Origin of the sequence: Streptomyces sp. NPDC005775 (assembly GCF_042871565.1) — a bacterium.
In the GTDB taxonomy this organism is placed as follows: Bacteria; Actinomycetota; Actinomycetes; order Streptomycetales; family Streptomycetaceae; genus Streptomyces.
On record NZ_JBIAIU010000020.1, the window covers coordinates 1 to 14,774 of the forward strand.

The window sequence follows — 14,774 nt, forward strand, 5'->3', positions numbered from 1 at the left end:
TGGGGGGGGCCCCCCCCCCCGCCCCGCCCCCCCCCCCCCCCCGGCCCCCCCCCCGGGGGGGGGGGGGGCCCCGGGGCGGGCGGGGGCGGGGGGGGGGGGGGGGGGGCCCCCCCCCCGGGGGGGGCCCCCCACCCCGCGCCATTATGTATTCGACCTTTTTCTCTACCAGCGGTACCAGCGGCCTCGCTTGCCACCGCCGGATGCCGGGCGGATGACAAAGCCGAGCAGCCACACCACCAGCACGATGACGGCTATCCACCAGAGCGCCTTCAGTGCGAAACCGGCTCCGAAAAGAAGCAGTGCGAGCAGGAGAACAAGAATGATGGGCAACATAGTTATCAACCTCCGGGGCTTCATGTGCCCCGGTATTCGCTCCGCACTCACTTCCGATGAAAGAGCTCTCGAAAACGGCTCACGGCGTGTGCGCGTGGTCGCGGGGTGACGTGGCCTGAGTGACGCACCTCACCCGACGCCGTACTCTGTGGCGCATGCGGGGAGAGCGGGGAGAGCAGCCATGAGTGAGCCCCTGAAGACCTTTGTCGGCGGTGCCGAGGTCGAGGTGCCCAACAGCATCCCGGCCATCCGCGACGCCCTGCCCGAGGCGAGACGCGAGGAGTTCGACCGGGCCATCAACGAAGCCGGGGTGCACGAGATCCAGGCCGTGATGCGGCACTGGATGCTGGAGGCCGTGCCCGATCCGGAGGCCGAGCGGATCCTGGACCGGCTGGCACGGGACGAGGCCGAGAGGCGGAGCGTCGCTTGAGCTTCCGGATCTCCTACGCGCCGCCCGCCGACGACACCCTGGCCAAGATGCGGGACGGCGAAACCTTCCGGGACGAGATGGCGCGCACGCTGGGGCGCGCCCCGTACGGGCACGGCTCGTCCGCCGTCAAGAGTGAGCACGATCGCCGCGAGGCGACGGTCGCCGGGGCGATCGTGCTCTATTACGTCTCCGGGTCGGTCCTGACCGTCACCGTGGTGCGGCTCGTCCCGCTGCCCTGACCCCCGCTCAGGCGAGCTTGCCGGCCTGGGCGTCGATGACCGCGGTCGGCAGGTCGAAGTCGCCGCCCGCGCCGGACGCGCCCAGGTTGAGTGAGGTCAGCGAGGCGAGCGTGGTGCCCTGGCGGAGTTGGATGAGCTTCATCGCGCTCTTCTCACCTTCCGCCTCGAGCGTCACCGTCCAGGCGACGGCTTCCTCGGCGCCCTTGACCGGCACCTCCGCGATCTTGCTGATCTTCTGCTTCTCTCCGGCCGCGGTGAAGGTGAAGCCGGAGGCGCACTCGGTCGCCGCGGTGCGCAGACCGGTCAGTGCTTCCTCGGCGCCCTTGCCGTCGTAAGAGGCGAGGGTGGTGAGCGTCGTCGTGATGTCGAAGGCCGCCTTGAACGCCTCCGCCGGGTCGTCGCTCTCCTTGTCGCCGCCCTTCTTGGGCTCGCTGATGACCTTGCGCTGCGTGGACGCGGCGGGCTTGCCCGCCTTGGCGCCCATCAGGACGTCGGCGAAGACGTCGCAGGCGGGCTTGTCGGTGGTGACGGCGTCACCGGTGATCGCGTCGGCAGGACCGGCCTTCGCGATCTTGTGGCCCGTGACGTCGCCCTGTGCCAGCGAGGCCTTCTCCAACTCGGCCGCGGACAGCGCCTTCGCGGCCGAGGTGTCAGCACCCTTGTCCGCGGGCCCGGCGGAGGCGGAGTCGCCCGCCTTGCCGTTGTCCTTGTCCGCCGCGTCCGAACCGCAGGCCGCGGTGAGCAGGGCCAGGGACATCACAGTGGCGGCAACGGCGGTACGGCGTATGGCAGTGGGTCGCATGGCCCGTCCTTCTGTCTCAAGGTGTCTCGCCCGCACGAGAGCGGCCGGCGCCGGGTTCGGCGCGGCGGTGAGAATCGTGGGGGTGCGCCAACTCTATGAGTGTGCTGTGGTTCGGCGATCCGCCAAAGCGGCCATCGCTCATGATCGTGACGACGTCGTGATCACCCTGCGCGGCCTCTGAACTGGGCATTTGCCACAGACAGCAGCAACACGACCTGAGTGAACGCTCGAAGGGGGTTCGCTATGCCGATCGATACCGTCCTGTCCGCCGTGCTCCGGCACGTGGGGGTGCCGCCGGAACTGATCGCCTCGTGCGATCCGTTGACCGGAGGCACGTACAACGCGGTCACCCGCGTCCACCTCACCGACGGCCGGCGGTGGGTCGTGAAGACGCCGCCCCCGGGCGGGGCCCATCTCGCCTACGAGCGCGACCTGCTGGTCAACGAGGTCACGTTCTACACCGCGGCGGCCGCACTCGCCGAGGAGGCCGCCGTCCCCGTCCTCGTGCACAGCGGCCTCGACCCGGCCGCCCCGGGGGGTGCGTACGTCGTCATGACGGACCGTCCCGGGCGGCCCTGGCACGAGGTCGCGGACGCCCTGGCCGACGACGATGCCCGGCGGCTGCGTGCGGAGCTCGGGCGGATCGTCGGCCGGCTGCACACCGTCCCCGGGCCGGGCGGTTTCGGCTACCCGTCCGCGGCGCTCGGACCGCTCGCCCCCACGTGGCGCGGTGCGTTCACCGCGATGACCGGTGCGGTGCTGGACGACGCGCGGACGTACGGGGCGCGGCTGCCGTGCGAGGTCGCGGACATCCGGCGCCTGCTCGACGCCGCTTCGTACGTACTGGACGAGGTGACGCGCCCCGCCCTGGTCCACTTCGACCTGTGGCAGGGCAACATCCTGGTCGCCGGGGAGCCGGGCGCGCGGCGGATCGGCGGGGTCATCGACGGGGAGCGGATGTTCTGGGGCGACCCGGTCGCCGACTTCGTGTCGCTCGCCCTGTTCGGGGACATGGAGCGGGACGACGACTTCCTCGCCGGTTACGGGGAGTCGGCGCCGGGCGGGCCTGTCACGTTCGACGGCTCCGTGCGGTTGCGGCTCGCGCTCTACCGCGCCTACCTCTACCTGATCATGCTGGTGGAGACCGTGCCCCGCAAGGCGTCCGGGGAGCAGCTGGAGTGGACGTGGACCGAGGTGGCGCCGCGGCTCGAAGCGGCGCTCGGGGAGGTGGAGTCGGCGCCTAGGGTCGCTGGGTCAGGTGCGTGAACGCTTCCAGGTTCCGGGTGGACTCGCCGCGCGAGACCCGCCACGCGTACTCCTTGCGGATCGCGTTGGCGAAACCGAGTTCGAGCAGGGGGTTGAAGGCGCCGTCGGCGGCCTCCAGCACCACGCCGAGCAGCCGGTCCAGCTCCTCGGGCGTCACGACGGAGAGCGGCAGTTTGCCGACGAGGTAGATGTCGCCGAGCGGGTCGATCGCGTAACTCACTCCGAAGAGCCGGAGGTTGCGCTCCAGCAGCCAGCGGTGCACCTCCGCGTCGTTCTCGTCGGGGTGGCGGATGACGAAGGCGTTGAGGGACAACGCGTGCGCGCCGACGATGAGCGAGCACGTGGTGCTCAGCTTGCGGGTGCCGGGCAACTGGACGACGTAACTCCCGGGCGCGGGACTCTCCCAGTCGAGTCCGGCATCCTTCAGCGTCGCCTCGATGACCTGGGAGACCTGTGCGACGTGTGTGACCTGCGGCGTCGCCGTTTCGTTGGGTACGTCAGCCATGAACCGAGCGTACGCCCGTACGACAGAGGCGCACGTACGGCGGCGTACGTGCGGCGGCCTCATCGACGGGACGTGCTCACCCGCCGCTCTCACCCGTGGTGCGAGCGCACCCGTCGGCGGTGGTCCTGTACGGCCGCGGTGTAGACGTCCGCGGTCGCCGCCGCCGCCGTGTCCCAGCCGAAACGCTCCGCGTGCGCGGCGGCCGCGTCGCCCATCCGGCCGACGAGCTCCGGCTGGACCGCGAAGCGCTCCAGCGCCTCCGCGTACGCCTCCGGGTCGTGCCCGGGGATGAGGAAGCCGCTGACCCCGTCCCGCACCGCCACCGGCAGACCGCCCACGGCCGCCGCGACGACCGGGGTGCCGGCCGCCTGGGCCTCTATGGCGACCAGGCCGAACGACTCGCTGTACGACGGCATGACCAGCACGGACGCGGCCCGGAACCAGTCGGCGAGCTGGTCCTGTCCCACCGGCGGATGGAACCGCACGACGTCCGCGATGCCCAGGCGGGCGGCCAGCTTCTGCAGCCCCTCCGGCTTGGCGAGCCCGCTGCCGCTGGGTCCGCCGACGACCGGCACGACGATCCGGGACCGCAGCGACGGATCCCGGTCCAGCAGGGCGGCGACGGCGCGCAGCAGTACGTCCGGGGCCTTCAGCGGCTGGATGCGGCCCGCGAAGAGCGGGATCAGGGCGTCCTGCGGCAGGCCGAGGCGGGCGCGGGCCGCCGCACGCCCGTCGCCGGGGCGGAAGCGGTCCAGGTTGACGCCGGGGTGGACGACGGCGACGGCGCCGGGGTCGGCCTCGTAGAAGCGGACGAGTTCGTCCGCCTCCTCGGCGGTGTTCGCGATCAGCCGGTCGGAGGCGCGCACGATCTGGGTCTCGCCGATGACGCGGGCGGCGGGCTCGGGGGTGTCACCCTCGGCGAGCGCGGCGTTCTTGACCTTGGCCATGGTGTGCATGGCGTGGACGAGGGGCACGCCCCAGCGCTGCGCGGCGAGCCAGCCGACCTGGCCGGAGAGCCAGTAGTGGGAGTGCACCAGGTCGTAGTAGCCGGGGCGCTGACCGGCCCACGCCTGCATCACGCCGTGCGTGAAGGCGCAGAGCTGGGCGGGCAGCTCCTCCTTGGCCAGGCCCTCGTACGGTCCCGCGTCGACGTGGCGGACCAGCACGCCGGGCGCCATCTCGACGGCCGGCGGCAGGGCGCCGTTGGTGGAGCGGGTGAAGATCTCGACCTCGATGTTGATCGCGGCCAGGCGCTTGGCGAGCTCCACGATGTACACGTTCATGCCGCCCGCGTCGCCCGTCCCCGGCTGGTGCAGCGGGGAGGTGTGCACGGAGAGCATCGCGATCCGGCGCGGCCTGCGGTGGCCACCGGGGAAGGAGCCGGTGAAGCCGGTGGGGAACCTGAGACGCGGTGCGACACGGCTGCTGCCGAGCCGGGAGACGTACTGGCTCACGTCGTCCGGTCCTCCTTACTCAGGGCACTGGTACCGACTTCGTTCACGGCATGGCGTAGAAGGGGCGCGCGGTCCCTTTCGGAAGGCTGGAACAGCGGAACTCGTCCTTTCATTTCCGCTTTGCCAAATCATTACGGTAGGGATGCGGCGCGTCGCCTCGGCGGCCGCCCGGTCCGGCCGAGTCGTTACGCTCTGTGTCATGCGCCCGATCGGCACCGCGACCCGCGGGACCACCAACCCGAACCGGCTGCGCCGCATGGACCGCTGGATCGCCGCCACGCACGGCCCCGCCCTGCGCCGCGCCGAAGCCCCCGTGGCGGTCGACCTCGGATACGGGGCCGCCCCCTGGACCGCCGTCGAACTGCTGGAGCGCCTGCGCACGGCCGAACCGCGCACCTGCGTGGTGGGCATCGAGATCTCCCCCGAGCGCGTCGAGGCGGCGCGGCCGTACGAGCGCGCGGGCCTCACCTTCCGGCACGGCGGCTTCGAGATCCCCCTGCCCGAGCGACCCGCCCTGATCCGGGCGGCGAACGTGCTGCGCCAGTACGACGAGGGCGAGGTCGCCGCCGTCTGGCAGCGGCTGTGCGACCGGCTGGCGCCGGGCGGCCTGCTGGTGGAGGGCACCTGCGACGAGATCGGGCGCCGCCACGTCTGGGTGGCGCTGGGCCCCGAGGGCCCGCGCACGGTCACCTTCGCGACCCGGCTCGGCTCCCTCGGCCGCCCCTCCGACCTCGCGGAGCGGCTGCCCAAGGCGCTGATCCACCGCAATGTGCCGGGCGAGCCCGTCCACGCGTTCCTGCGCGACTTCGACCGGGCCTGGGCGGCGGCCGCTCCGTACGCCTCACTGGGCGCCCGGCAGCGCTGGATCACGGCCGTGCGGGCCCTGTCGGGCGAGTGGCCGCTGACGGACGGCGTACGCCGGTGGCGCCAGGGTGAAGTGACGGTGAAGTGGGCGGCGCTGCGGCCCGAGCTGTAGCCCGGCACGCGGCGCCGCGGCTCCAGCGGGAGCCCGACACGCGGTGAACAAGGTGAACTCTTCCGGCTTCGGGAACGTCGGCACGGCACCGTTCGTCCCAGAACAGGGAGGGCAGTCTCGGGTCAGGTCGGGGAGGACCGATCCGGGAGGGCGCGGGGGCGCCATGGGGGCCTGCGAATCTGCGGAGATGTGTCTGCCTCTGTTGCTTTTCGGGAGTGCATGGCACGATCTCGTCGGCGCCATAAGTTACTGACGGTAAATCAGATCCGCAGGGATCAGCTCGGAGGGGGAGCCTCGTGTACCGACGCCACTGTGCCGCTGCCGCGATCACTCTGGTCTGCGCGATGGCCGTACTGGCCTCACCGGTCCAGGCCTTCGCGGCACCCGCACCTCCCTCGCCCACCCCTGCGCAGCCGGCGAAGAAGAGCCTCGAAGAGGTGCGCCAGGAGATCGACGGCCTCTACCGGGCCGCCGGGTCGGCCACGGACGCGTACAACCTCGCCGAGGAGAAGGCCAAGAAGCAGTCGGGCGAGATCGTCAAGCTGGCCCAGGCCATAGTCGAGGGCCAGGCGAAGATCGACGAGCTGAAGAGCAGGGCGGGCGCGCAGGCCCGCGAGGAGTACCGCAACGCCGGCCTGCCGCCCGGCGCCCGGCTCATGCTCAGCGGCGACCCGCAACTCTTCCTGGACGGGGTCAGCCGGGCCCGGCAGGGCGCCAAGGCCACCAAGGGGCTCCTGGGGGAACTGAACAGGACCCAGGAGGACTTGAAGACGTACACGCAGGACGCGAGCACCAACTGGACGAAGCTCGAAGCCAATCGCGTCAAGCAGGCCAAGGCCAAGAAGAAGATCAACGAGCAGATCGCGGCCGCCAAGAAGCTGGAGTCCCGGCTGGAGAAGAAGGAGCGCGCCCGCCTCCTCCAGCTGGAGCAGGAGGCGGAGTACAAGTCGCAGACCGCCTGGCTCGGGTCCGGCGCGCTGAAGGAGATCAACCGCGAGGCGAGCGCGAGCGGCAGGAAGGCGGTGGCCTTCGCGACCGACCGGATAGGCCTGCCGTACGAGTGGGGCGCCGTGGGCCCCAAGTCGTACGACTGCTCGGGACTGACCTCCCGGGCCTGGGCCTCGGCCGGACGACCGATCCCTCGCACCTCGCAGGAGCAGTGGCGGCAGCTGCCCCACATCGCGATCAAGGACATGCGCCCCGGCGACCTGATCATTTACCACGCCGACGCCAGCCACGTCGGGATGTACGTCGGCGACGGCGCGATCGTGCACGCCCCCCGCCCGGGCCGCAATGTCACGCTCGCCGGGGCGGGATCGATGGAGATCCTCGGGGTCGTCCGCCCGGACAGCTAGCGGCCGCTCCCCCGCCGCGCGGCCACCGGTGTGAGCGGTGCCACGCCGGATCAACAGGGGCCGGGACGGGTTGCGTGACCTTTGTCATGCCGTTCCGGAGGCCTGGGAACGGCACATCGCGCCGGATCCGTGACCTGACGCGGCTTATGGCGGTGCATATGCCGGGGGCCGAGTGCGGTGCGCCATTCCGTTCCCCTGTCCCGTACCGCTATCGTCCCCGTCTGGCGGGTCGTCGATCGTCGTTCCGCCGCGCCCTCGGGGGGAGGGAAGGAAACCCGAACCGATGCCCGTACCCGTACCGCAGCAGCGTGCCGTTCCCGCTGCGGAGACCAGCAACGGCACCGACCTCACCCTCCTGGTGATCGAGGACGACCCGGCGGGCACCTTCAGCGTCCCGGAGCTCTCCGCGGCAACCGGTGCCCGTGTCCGTATCCGCGCCGCCCGCAACCTGACCGAGGCGGGCCGGCTCCTCACCGACGACGTGGACTGCATCCTGCTCGACCTGGCGCTGCCGTCCGGCACCGAGACGCGCGCCGACCGGGGCGCGGAGGCCCACGGACTCGCCACCCTCGAGCACGTCCTGCGGATCGCGCCCCGCCACGCCGTACTCGCCCTCACGGCCGAGGACGACGCCGAGCTGGCCGCCGAGGCCGTACGGGTGGGGGCGCAGGACTACCTCTTCCGCGGCGAGCTCGACGGCAGGCTCCTCAGCCGCGCCATCCGCTACGCCGTCGAGCGCAAGCGCGCCGACGTCGCCCAGCACCAGCTCACCGAGTCCCGGCTGCGCGCCCAGGAGAACGCCCGCCTGGAACGCGGCCTGCTGCCCACCCCGCTGCTCGACGGCTCCGACCTGCGCTTCGCGGCCCGCTACCGCCCCGGCCGCAGCCGGGCGCTGCTCGGCGGCGACTTCTACGACACGGTCCGCACCCCCGACGGCACCGTGCACGCGATGATCGGCGACGTCTGCGGCCACGGCCCGGACGAGGCGGCCCTCGGCGTCGAACTGCGCATCGCCTGGCGGGCCCTGACCCTGGCAGGACTCTGCGGCGACGAACTGCTCTCCACCCTCCAGCAGGTCCTGGAGCACGAACGGGAGAGCGAGGAGATCTTCGCGACGCTCTGCACCGTCGACATCGCCCCCGACGGCCGCCGCGCGGGCCTGTGCCTGGCCGGCCACCCCGCACCGCTGATCGCCCGCCAGGGGCGGGCCGCGCATCTGCTTCCGTACGAGGACGGCGGACCGGCACTCGGCCTGCTGCCGCGCGCCCGCTGGCCGCGCCGGCAGGTGGAACTGGGCGGCTCCTGGAGCCTGATGATGTACACGGACGGGCTGATCGAGGGCCGTGTCGGCGACGGCACGCAGCGCCTCGGCCAGGACGGCATGGTCGCGATGATCAATCGTCAGCTGGCCGAGGGCCTGGCCGGCGAGGACCTCCTGGAGGCGGCGGTCACGCACGTCCGCGAGCTCAACGGCGGAGAGCTGACCGACGACGTCGCGGTCCTGCTGCTCGACCGCGACCTGGACACCGTCCGCGAAGGCGCCCGCCACCGGGCGCGCAACGGCGACCGGGGCCGGAGCATCCCGCGCCCCCGCCCCGGACAGGTGTCACCCGCAGGCGCTCAACGCCCGCCGTTGTAGGGACCGTACGGCCCGTCGCTGCTGGAGCCGCCACGTCGGCGGCCGCCGCCCGAGACTGCCTTGAGCGCGGGCCGTACGTCCACGAAGAACACGATGGACGCGATCAGCCCGGCGATCTGCAGGAAGAGCATGGGAACCCAGAGGTTCACAACCACCGCGATGCCGAGAATGATCAGCCAGAAGGACTTCTTCTGCTTGTCCGCGGCGCGGTAGGCGTCCTCGCGGGCGATCGCGGCCATGACGAAGGCCACCACGGCGAGAACGGTCATGGCCGTGAAGATCAGCCCGAGGATTGAGTTGAAGCCTTCGAGCAACATGGGGTGCACCGCCTAGTGAGTGGATGAGCGCGCTCGCGGCCAAGGTACCGGGACAACGACCCGGGCACGTGGAAGGTGCCCGCCCGTTGCCCCGGCACACCTGCCGGGCAACGCGGCGCTACTTGGCGGAGGGCGGCGTCGCCTTCTTGGCGGCGGGCTTGCTCACGGGCGCCTTCTTGGCGGGCGACGGCGACGGCTTGGCGGGCGCGGGCGACGGCTTGGCCTCGGCCCTGACGGTCTTGGGCGCGGGCTTGGCGGCGGGCGCGGGCTTGGCGGCCACCGGCTTGGCGGCGGGCTTCGGCTCGGCCTTCGCCGTGCCCGGCTTCGACTCCTTGCGCGGCTCGACGACGACGGCGATCTCGACGATCTCCTCCGCGGTCTCACCACGCCACGTCCGCACGGTCTGCTCGCCGCGCTCGGCGACCTTCTCGTACGTCTCCCGGGCCCTGACCGCGTACTCCGCGGCCACGCCGACGCTGCGCAGCGCCAGGTCCTGGGCGCTCTCGCCCAGCTTCTTCAGGTCGGTGTCGAACGCCCCGATCACCTCGGTGACCTTGGCCTGAAGGGTGGCCTGCGCCTCCTTGGCCTGGCCGGCCACCTTCTCCTGCACGGTCTTGGGGTCGGTGTTGCGCACCGCCTCGATGCGCTCCGGCGCCTCGGCCCGCAGCTGCTCGATCAGCGCCGGAACCTTCCGGGCCTGCTGCACGGCGAGGTCGGCGGTGCCGGCGGCGAAGTAGAGGGGGGTCGGGTCGGTGAGGGTCTTGCGCAGGTCATCGGTGATGGCCATGACTGTGGTCCTCCCGGATCATCAGACTCAGAGTGAGGGTTTTGAAGGCTTTGAACCTGTATCTGTATCGGCAGCACCGCCGTCGGCACTGAGGGGCGCATCCGAGCCGGACGCACGCCCCTCCTCGGCAACGGGGTCCACGGGCTCGTCCTCGAACCCGTTCTCCTTGCGGAAGGAGGCGTAGATCTGCAGCAGCACGCTCTTCTGCCGCTCGTTGATCGACGGATCGGCCAGGATCACCGCCCGCGTCTCCAGCTCCTCCCGCTCCCGCTCATCCAGAATCCCGGCCCGTACGTACAGGGTCTCGGCGGAGATCCGCAGCGCCTTGGCGACCTGCTGGAGGACCTCGGCACTGGGCTTGCGCAGCCCGCGTTCGATCTGGCTGAGGTAGGGATTGGACACCCCGGCGGCATCGGCGAGCTGCCGCAGCGACAGCTGCGCGGTACGGCGCTGCTCGCGCAGGTACTCGCCGAGATTGCCGACGTTGAGTGAGGCCATACCCCGATACTGGACCCGCGCTGCTAACTTTTGCAAGCAGGTGCTTGCAAAAGTGTTCCGCACCACTCGGACGGGCCATCGGGAACCCGCCATGCCGCCCTTGTCCTGTCTCTGCGATGTGTAGGCAGTCCCGTTCTTCTGTAGGCATGTACGGCTGGGTCCCGGTCATGTGTAGGCAAGTTCTGAAGAGTTCCGGTCTTGTGTAGGTACGGCGATCACGTCGCTTCTACGGTCGAAGTAGCTGGTCGGCGTCGTACCGGAGGCCCCGATGGATGTACACGAGGTGTCGGCGGAGGACGTCGAACTGGAGTACGTCAGCGCGGCCGGTGTGCGCCAGCGGGGATCTTTGGGGCGTCTGTGGCCGGTCCGGTTCGAGTCGGTACGGCCCGAGCGCCGCTTCCCGGCCTTCCGAGGTCAGGGCAACTGGTGCGGCTGGTACTGGTCGGCGACCTGCGGCGGTCATGTGGGATATGAGTCGTGGTTGGAGCGCGACCATCTGATGCTGCTCGACTTCGATCCACTGGTGACGGGCATGGCTTCGCAGCCGTTCCGGCTGTCGTGGACCGGGCCGGACGGGAAGCGGGCGCGGCATACGCCGGACTTCTTCGTCCGCCGCGCCGACGGCACTGGCTTGGTGGTGGACGTGCGTCCGGACGATCGGATCGGGCCGGATGACGCGGAGAAGTTCGCCGTGACGGCGGCGGCCTGCCGTTCGGTGGGCTGGGACTTCTCGCGGGCGGGGTCGCCGGATGGGGTGCTGATGGCGAACGTGCGGTGGCTGGCCGGCTACCGCCATCCACGGGTGCACCGCCCGGAGGTCGCCGCCCGCTTGGTGGAGGTGTTCGCCGACGGCGGCGGGTTGCTGGCCGGGGCCCTGCGGGTGGGTGATCAGATCGCGGTGCTGCCGGTGCTGTTCCACCTGCTCTGGCGCCGGGTCCTGACCGTGGATCTGGAGGTTGAACTGTTGTCAGCGGACACGCGGGTCCGGCTCGGCCTGGTGCGGGAAGGGGGCAAGGATGCCCTCGCGTCCTCGGCTGTTGCGAGCGGGTGACCTGGTCCGGTTCGACGGACGCCTGCACACGGTGGCCGCACTGGAGGGGACCGCTGTCCGACTGGTCGACGAGGCACAGTCGGCGAGCGTGGTGATGCTGGCCCATCTGCTGTCTTCGGAGGGCTTCGAGGTGGTCACGCCTGCCTCAGTGCGGACAGTAGTGCCGGCGGCCGGGGTGCTGGAGGGGCTTCCGGCCAAGGCAGTGGAGCGGGCCGAGTGGTGGCAGCGGCACTTGGTGGAGATGCTCACGGGCCGTCCGCTGGACGATCCGCAGGGGCCGGTGCGGGCCGAGTACGACCCGGCGGTGAGGTCGCTGCGGCAGCGGGAGCTGGCGAAGGCCGCCGAACTGGCCGCGGCCGGGCACAGTACGTCGCTGGCGCTGATCCAAAGGATGCGGTGCCGCTTCGAGAACGAAGGAGTGCTGGGCCTGGTCGACCCGCGACTGAGGGCCGCCTCGGACGGCACGGGCCGCGCCGACCAGCGGGTGGTCGAGGCCCTGCGCAAGGTCGTGGACGAGCAGACGAACCGTTCTACTGTCTCCGCACAGGTGCTGCGGCGCCGGATGGAACGCCTGCTGGAGGCCGAACACGGGCCCCGGGTGGTGCCGTTGCCGTCGCGCACGGCGTTCTACCGACTGCTGAAAGCGGTCAGTTCCGGTCGGCACACGCTGGGCTCAGCGCGCACCCGCCGCTCGCTGGCCAAGCAGCCGGACGGCATGTTCGGCCAGCTGACCGCGGCCCGGCCGGGCGAGGTGATGGAGATCGACTCGACTCCGCTGGACGTGCTGGTCGTTCACGACGACGGCACGGTGGACACCGTCGAACTGACCGGCATCGTGGATCTTGCGACGCGCACGCTGGCCGCGGCGGTGCTGCGGCCGTCGACGAAGGCGGTCGATGCAGCGCTGTTGCTGGCGCGGGCGATGACGCCGGAGCCGATGCGTCCGGGCTGGGCTGACGCTTTGCGGATGTCCCGTTCGGTGCTGCCGCACGCCTCGCTCATGGCGCTGGACGAGCGGCTGGCCCAGGCAGCAGCGATTCCGGTGATCACGCCGGAGACGATCGTCTGCGACCGGGGCAAGGCCTACATCTCCGACACGTTCCGCTCGGCCTGCCAGTCGCTGGGCATCTCCTTCCAGCCCGCCCACCCCGACACCCCGACCGACAAGCCGCACATCGAGACGACGCTGGGCTCGGTGGCCACGATGTTCGTCCAGTACCTTCCCGGCCACAAGGGACGCAGCACCGAACACCGGGGCACCGATCCGGCCGCGGAGGCCCTCTGGAAGATCCACCAGCTCCAGGAGTTGTTGCAGGAGTGGATCGTCCACTGGCAGAACCGGCCGCACGATGGGCTGCGTGACCCGATGATGCCCGGCAAGGCCCTGAGTCCGAACGAGAAGTACGCCGCCCTCGTCGCGGCGGCCGGGCACGTCCCGGTCGCACTCAGCCCGGAGGAGTACATCGAGCTGCTGCCTCGCTGCCGACGGAGGATCAACTCCTATGGCATCCGACTTGGCCACCGCACCTACGACAGTGCGGAGTTGGCCCCGTTCCGCCGCCAGCCGTCCGGCGCCGGCCAGGACGGGAGGAGCTGGGAGGTCCACTACGACCCCTACGACATCTCCCGCGTCTGGGTACGCAACCACCGCGACTGCGGCTGGATCACCGCCATCTGGCGTCACCTTCGCACCGCCCCGACGCCGATGGGCGAACTGGCCTGGGACCACGCCCGCCGCATCCTGGCCCAGCGCGGCACTGACCCGGCCACCGAGGAAGAAATCGCCGAGGCCGCCGCCGCTCTGTTGGACCGCGCCGCCGACGGCCCAGCGGACAAGCCCGCGAAACCGTCCCGCACATCGCGCAGCGGCGGCCGGGACCGCAAGGTTGCCGCCCGGACCCGGGCCACGGCCGAGCCTTCCTGGCCCCGGCCGGACGAGCCAACCGACCAGCCCGCTGCCGAGCCGGTGGAGACGGATGAGGACGAACTCGCCGACGTGATCCCGCTGGAGATCTTCGACGCTCGCAAGGAGGCCGAGAGGTGGTGGTGAACGCGCCGGACCAGGACGGCGAGGAAATGCCCGAGTCCGGCGAGGACCGAACGGACCCGTCCACTCGTCTGGAAGGCTGGCGCCGGTTCGTCGAAGAGGACCCTGCCGCCTTCGACCTACTGCCCGAGCAACAGTGGCAGGCCCTGAGCCCGCCGCTGCGGGACGCCTATGACGAGGCCCGCATCGCCTACCACTCCGAACTCCAGGTCGTGCGCACGTCCACGGTCAAAGACATCGCCCACCAGGGACGGCTGCTGACCCTCCTCAACCAGCGCGAGCACGGCGCCCGCCGCGGACTCATTGTCTCCGGGGAGTGGACCACGGGGAAGACCACCGCGCTCAAACAGCTCGGCCGCCTGCACGAACTGCGCGTCCGCCAGCGCTATCCGGGAAGCCAGCGCATCCCGGTCGTCTACATCACCGCCCCGCCCAAGGGGTCTCCGCGCAAACTCGCGATGGAGTTCGCCCGGTTCCTCGGCCTGCCCGTGATCGGCCCGAGGCACAACACCATCGACGTCACCAGCGCCGTCTGTCAGGTCCTCATCGAGGCCCGCACGGACCTGGTCCTGGTTGACGAAATCCACCTGCTCAACCACGCCACCACTGCCGGTGAAGACCTCTCCGACCACCTGAAGTACTTCACCGAGCACCTGCCCGCAACGTTTGTCTACGCCGGGATCAACGTCGAGCAGTCTGGGCTGTTCACCGGTATCCGCGGCAAGCAGCTCGCCGGCCGCTGTGTCCTCGTCCGCACCGGCCCCTTCCCCCTGAACGCCGAGTGGCGGTCGCTGATCGCCTCTATGGAGAACACCCTCCACCGGCACGAGCCAAACACTCTGGTGCCGATGGCGAAGCACCTGCACCAGCGCACGGGCGGCATGATCGGAAGCCTCTCCCACCTCATCCGGGCCGCGGCCATCTCCGCGATCCTCGACCAGAGCGAGCGGATCACGCGGGCCACGATCAAGAGCATCCGCATCGATCACAGCAGCGAGACCTCCGGCCACGGCCGCTCCTCGTCCCTGCCCCACACCGGGTGAACGTGTTCCGCCCGGCCCTGATCCGTCCTCTG

16 protein-coding genes are annotated in these 14,774 nt (G+C 71.0%); 9 read left to right on the top strand and 7 right to left on the bottom strand.

Annotated features, from left to right (window positions below; genetic code table 11):
• Positions 1 to 162: 162 nt before the first annotated feature.
• Complete coding sequence (locus ACFYPA_RS33740; RefSeq protein WP_359085517.1) at positions 163 to 333, bottom strand: hydrophobic protein; 171 nt, start codon at positions 331 to 333, stop codon at positions 163 to 165.
• 181 nt (positions 334 to 514) lie between these two features.
• Here ACFYPA_RS33740 and ACFYPA_RS33745 point away from each other — a divergent pair, with 181 nt between their 5' ends.
• On the top strand, positions 515 to 763 hold the full coding sequence (locus ACFYPA_RS33745; RefSeq protein WP_148019431.1) for a hypothetical protein: 249 nt from the start codon (positions 515 to 517) through the stop codon (positions 761 to 763).
• Positions 760 to 1,002 carry a hypothetical protein gene (locus ACFYPA_RS33750; protein ID WP_359085516.1) on the top strand — a complete coding sequence of 81 codons (243 nt, stop codon included), beginning with the start codon at positions 760 to 762 and terminating at the stop codon, positions 1,000 to 1,002. The genes ACFYPA_RS33745 and ACFYPA_RS33750 overlap by 4 nt, the downstream gene beginning before the upstream one ends.
• A gap of 7 nt (positions 1,003 to 1,009) precedes the next feature.
• On the opposite strand, the gene ACFYPA_RS33755 is transcribed toward ACFYPA_RS33750, so the two are convergent.
• Positions 1,010 to 1,804: a hypothetical protein gene (locus ACFYPA_RS33755; RefSeq protein ID WP_359085515.1), complete on the bottom strand. Its 795-nt coding sequence runs from the start codon at positions 1,802 to 1,804 to the stop codon at positions 1,010 to 1,012.
• A gap of 243 nt (positions 1,805 to 2,047) precedes the next feature.
• Between ACFYPA_RS33755 and ACFYPA_RS33760 the strand changes: the two genes are divergently transcribed.
• Positions 2,048 to 3,070, top strand: coding sequence for a phosphotransferase family protein (locus ACFYPA_RS33760; RefSeq protein ID WP_389136207.1), 1,023 nt, complete (start codon positions 2,048 to 2,050; stop codon positions 3,068 to 3,070).
• Here the strand turns inward: ACFYPA_RS33760 and ACFYPA_RS33765 are convergent.
• Positions 3,045 to 3,575, bottom strand: coding sequence for a YbjN domain-containing protein (locus ACFYPA_RS33765; protein ID WP_389136210.1), 531 nt, complete (start codon positions 3,573 to 3,575; stop codon positions 3,045 to 3,047). The two genes, ACFYPA_RS33760 and ACFYPA_RS33765, sit on opposite strands and share 26 nt — an antisense overlap.
• Positions 3,576 to 3,664: 89 nt before the next feature.
• Positions 3,665 to 5,029, bottom strand: a complete 1,365-nt coding sequence (mshA, locus tag ACFYPA_RS33770; RefSeq protein ID WP_359319480.1) for a D-inositol-3-phosphate glycosyltransferase — start codon at positions 5,027 to 5,029, stop codon at positions 3,665 to 3,667.
• Positions 5,030 to 5,228: 199 nt separating this feature from the next.
• Between mshA and ACFYPA_RS33775 the strand changes: the two genes are divergently transcribed.
• From ACFYPA_RS33775 to ACFYPA_RS33785, 3 genes are all read left to right on the top strand, one after another.
• Positions 5,229 to 6,005: a class I SAM-dependent methyltransferase gene (locus ACFYPA_RS33775; RefSeq protein WP_359085511.1), complete on the top strand. Its 777-nt coding sequence runs from the start codon at positions 5,229 to 5,231 to the stop codon at positions 6,003 to 6,005.
• 296 nt (positions 6,006 to 6,301) lie between these two features.
• Positions 6,302 to 7,360 carry an NlpC/P60 family protein gene (locus ACFYPA_RS33780; protein ID WP_389136214.1) on the top strand — a complete coding sequence of 353 codons (1,059 nt, stop codon included), beginning with the start codon at positions 6,302 to 6,304 and terminating at the stop codon, positions 7,358 to 7,360.
• A gap of 283 nt (positions 7,361 to 7,643) precedes the next feature.
• A complete protein-coding gene (locus ACFYPA_RS33785; protein WP_389136217.1) occupies positions 7,644 to 8,999 on the top strand; it encodes a PP2C family protein-serine/threonine phosphatase in 1,356 nt (451 codons plus the stop codon).
• Here the strand turns inward: ACFYPA_RS33785 and ACFYPA_RS33790 are convergent.
• The 3 genes from ACFYPA_RS33790 to ACFYPA_RS33800 all read right to left on the bottom strand — a co-directional run bounded on the left by ACFYPA_RS33790 (position 8,981) and on the right by ACFYPA_RS33800 (position 10,601).
• The gene (locus tag ACFYPA_RS33790) at positions 8,981 to 9,316 is read right to left on the bottom strand and encodes a DUF2516 family protein (RefSeq protein WP_327172011.1); all 336 of its coding nucleotides are present in this window, start codon (positions 9,314 to 9,316) and stop codon (positions 8,981 to 8,983) included. The two genes, ACFYPA_RS33785 and ACFYPA_RS33790, sit on opposite strands and share 19 nt — an antisense overlap.
• 118 nt (positions 9,317 to 9,434) lie before the next feature.
• Positions 9,435 to 10,103 carry a hypothetical protein gene (locus ACFYPA_RS33795; protein WP_359085508.1) on the bottom strand — a complete coding sequence of 223 codons (669 nt, stop codon included), beginning with the start codon at positions 10,101 to 10,103 and terminating at the stop codon, positions 9,435 to 9,437.
• A 27-nt stretch (positions 10,104 to 10,130) separates the two neighbouring features.
• Positions 10,131 to 10,601 carry a helix-turn-helix transcriptional regulator gene (locus ACFYPA_RS33800; protein WP_359085507.1) on the bottom strand — a complete coding sequence of 157 codons (471 nt, stop codon included), beginning with the start codon at positions 10,599 to 10,601 and terminating at the stop codon, positions 10,131 to 10,133.
• Positions 10,602 to 10,869: 268 nt separating this feature from the next.
• Here ACFYPA_RS33800 and ACFYPA_RS33805 point away from each other — a divergent pair, with 268 nt between their 5' ends.
• From ACFYPA_RS33805 to ACFYPA_RS33815, 3 genes are read left to right on the top strand one after another with little or no spacing between them, the layout of a single operon-like run.
• Positions 10,870 to 11,652: a TnsA-like heteromeric transposase endonuclease subunit gene (locus ACFYPA_RS33805; RefSeq protein WP_389136220.1), complete on the top strand. Its 783-nt coding sequence runs from the start codon at positions 10,870 to 10,872 to the stop codon at positions 11,650 to 11,652.
• A complete protein-coding gene (locus tag ACFYPA_RS33810; protein WP_389136222.1) occupies positions 11,618 to 13,702 on the top strand; it encodes a Mu transposase C-terminal domain-containing protein in 2,085 nt (694 codons plus the stop codon). The genes ACFYPA_RS33805 and ACFYPA_RS33810 overlap by 35 nt, the downstream gene beginning before the upstream one ends.
• Positions 13,693 to 14,742 (top strand): TniB family NTP-binding protein, encoded by a 1,050-nt coding sequence (locus ACFYPA_RS33815; protein ID WP_389136225.1) that lies wholly within the window; start codon positions 13,693 to 13,695, stop codon positions 14,740 to 14,742. The genes ACFYPA_RS33810 and ACFYPA_RS33815 overlap by 10 nt, the downstream gene beginning before the upstream one ends.
• The last annotated feature ends 32 nt before the right edge of the window (positions 14,743 to 14,774 follow it).

Coding starts and splice junctions, on each gene's coding strand:
- ACFYPA_RS33740 (WP_359085517.1), bottom strand. CDS start 333: ATGTTGCCCATCATTCTTGTTCTCCTGCTCGCACTGCTTCTTTTCGGA.
- ACFYPA_RS33745 (WP_148019431.1), top strand. CDS start 515: ATGAGTGAGCCCCTGAAGACCTTTGTCGGCGGTGCCGAGGTCGAGGTG.
- ACFYPA_RS33755 (WP_359085515.1), bottom strand. CDS start 1,804: ATGCGACCCACTGCCATACGCCGTACCGCCGTTGCCGCCACTGTGATG.
- ACFYPA_RS33760 (WP_389136207.1), top strand. CDS start 2,048: ATGCCGATCGATACCGTCCTGTCCGCCGTGCTCCGGCACGTGGGGGTG.
- ACFYPA_RS33765 (WP_389136210.1), bottom strand. CDS start 3,575: ATGGCTGACGTACCCAACGAAACGGCGACGCCGCAGGTCACACACGTC.
- ACFYPA_RS33775 (WP_359085511.1), top strand. CDS start 5,229: ATGCGCCCGATCGGCACCGCGACCCGCGGGACCACCAACCCGAACCGG.
- ACFYPA_RS33785 (WP_389136217.1), top strand. CDS start 7,644: ATGCCCGTACCCGTACCGCAGCAGCGTGCCGTTCCCGCTGCGGAGACC.
- ACFYPA_RS33790 (WP_327172011.1), bottom strand. CDS start 9,316: ATGTTGCTCGAAGGCTTCAACTCAATCCTCGGGCTGATCTTCACGGCC.
- ACFYPA_RS33795 (WP_359085508.1), bottom strand. CDS start 10,103: ATGGCCATCACCGATGACCTGCGCAAGACCCTCACCGACCCGACCCCC.
- ACFYPA_RS33800 (WP_359085507.1), bottom strand. CDS start 10,601: ATGGCCTCACTCAACGTCGGCAATCTCGGCGAGTACCTGCGCGAGCAG.
- ACFYPA_RS33805 (WP_389136220.1), top strand. CDS start 10,870: ATGGATGTACACGAGGTGTCGGCGGAGGACGTCGAACTGGAGTACGTC.
- ACFYPA_RS33810 (WP_389136222.1), top strand. CDS start 11,618: ATGCCCTCGCGTCCTCGGCTGTTGCGAGCGGGTGACCTGGTCCGGTTC.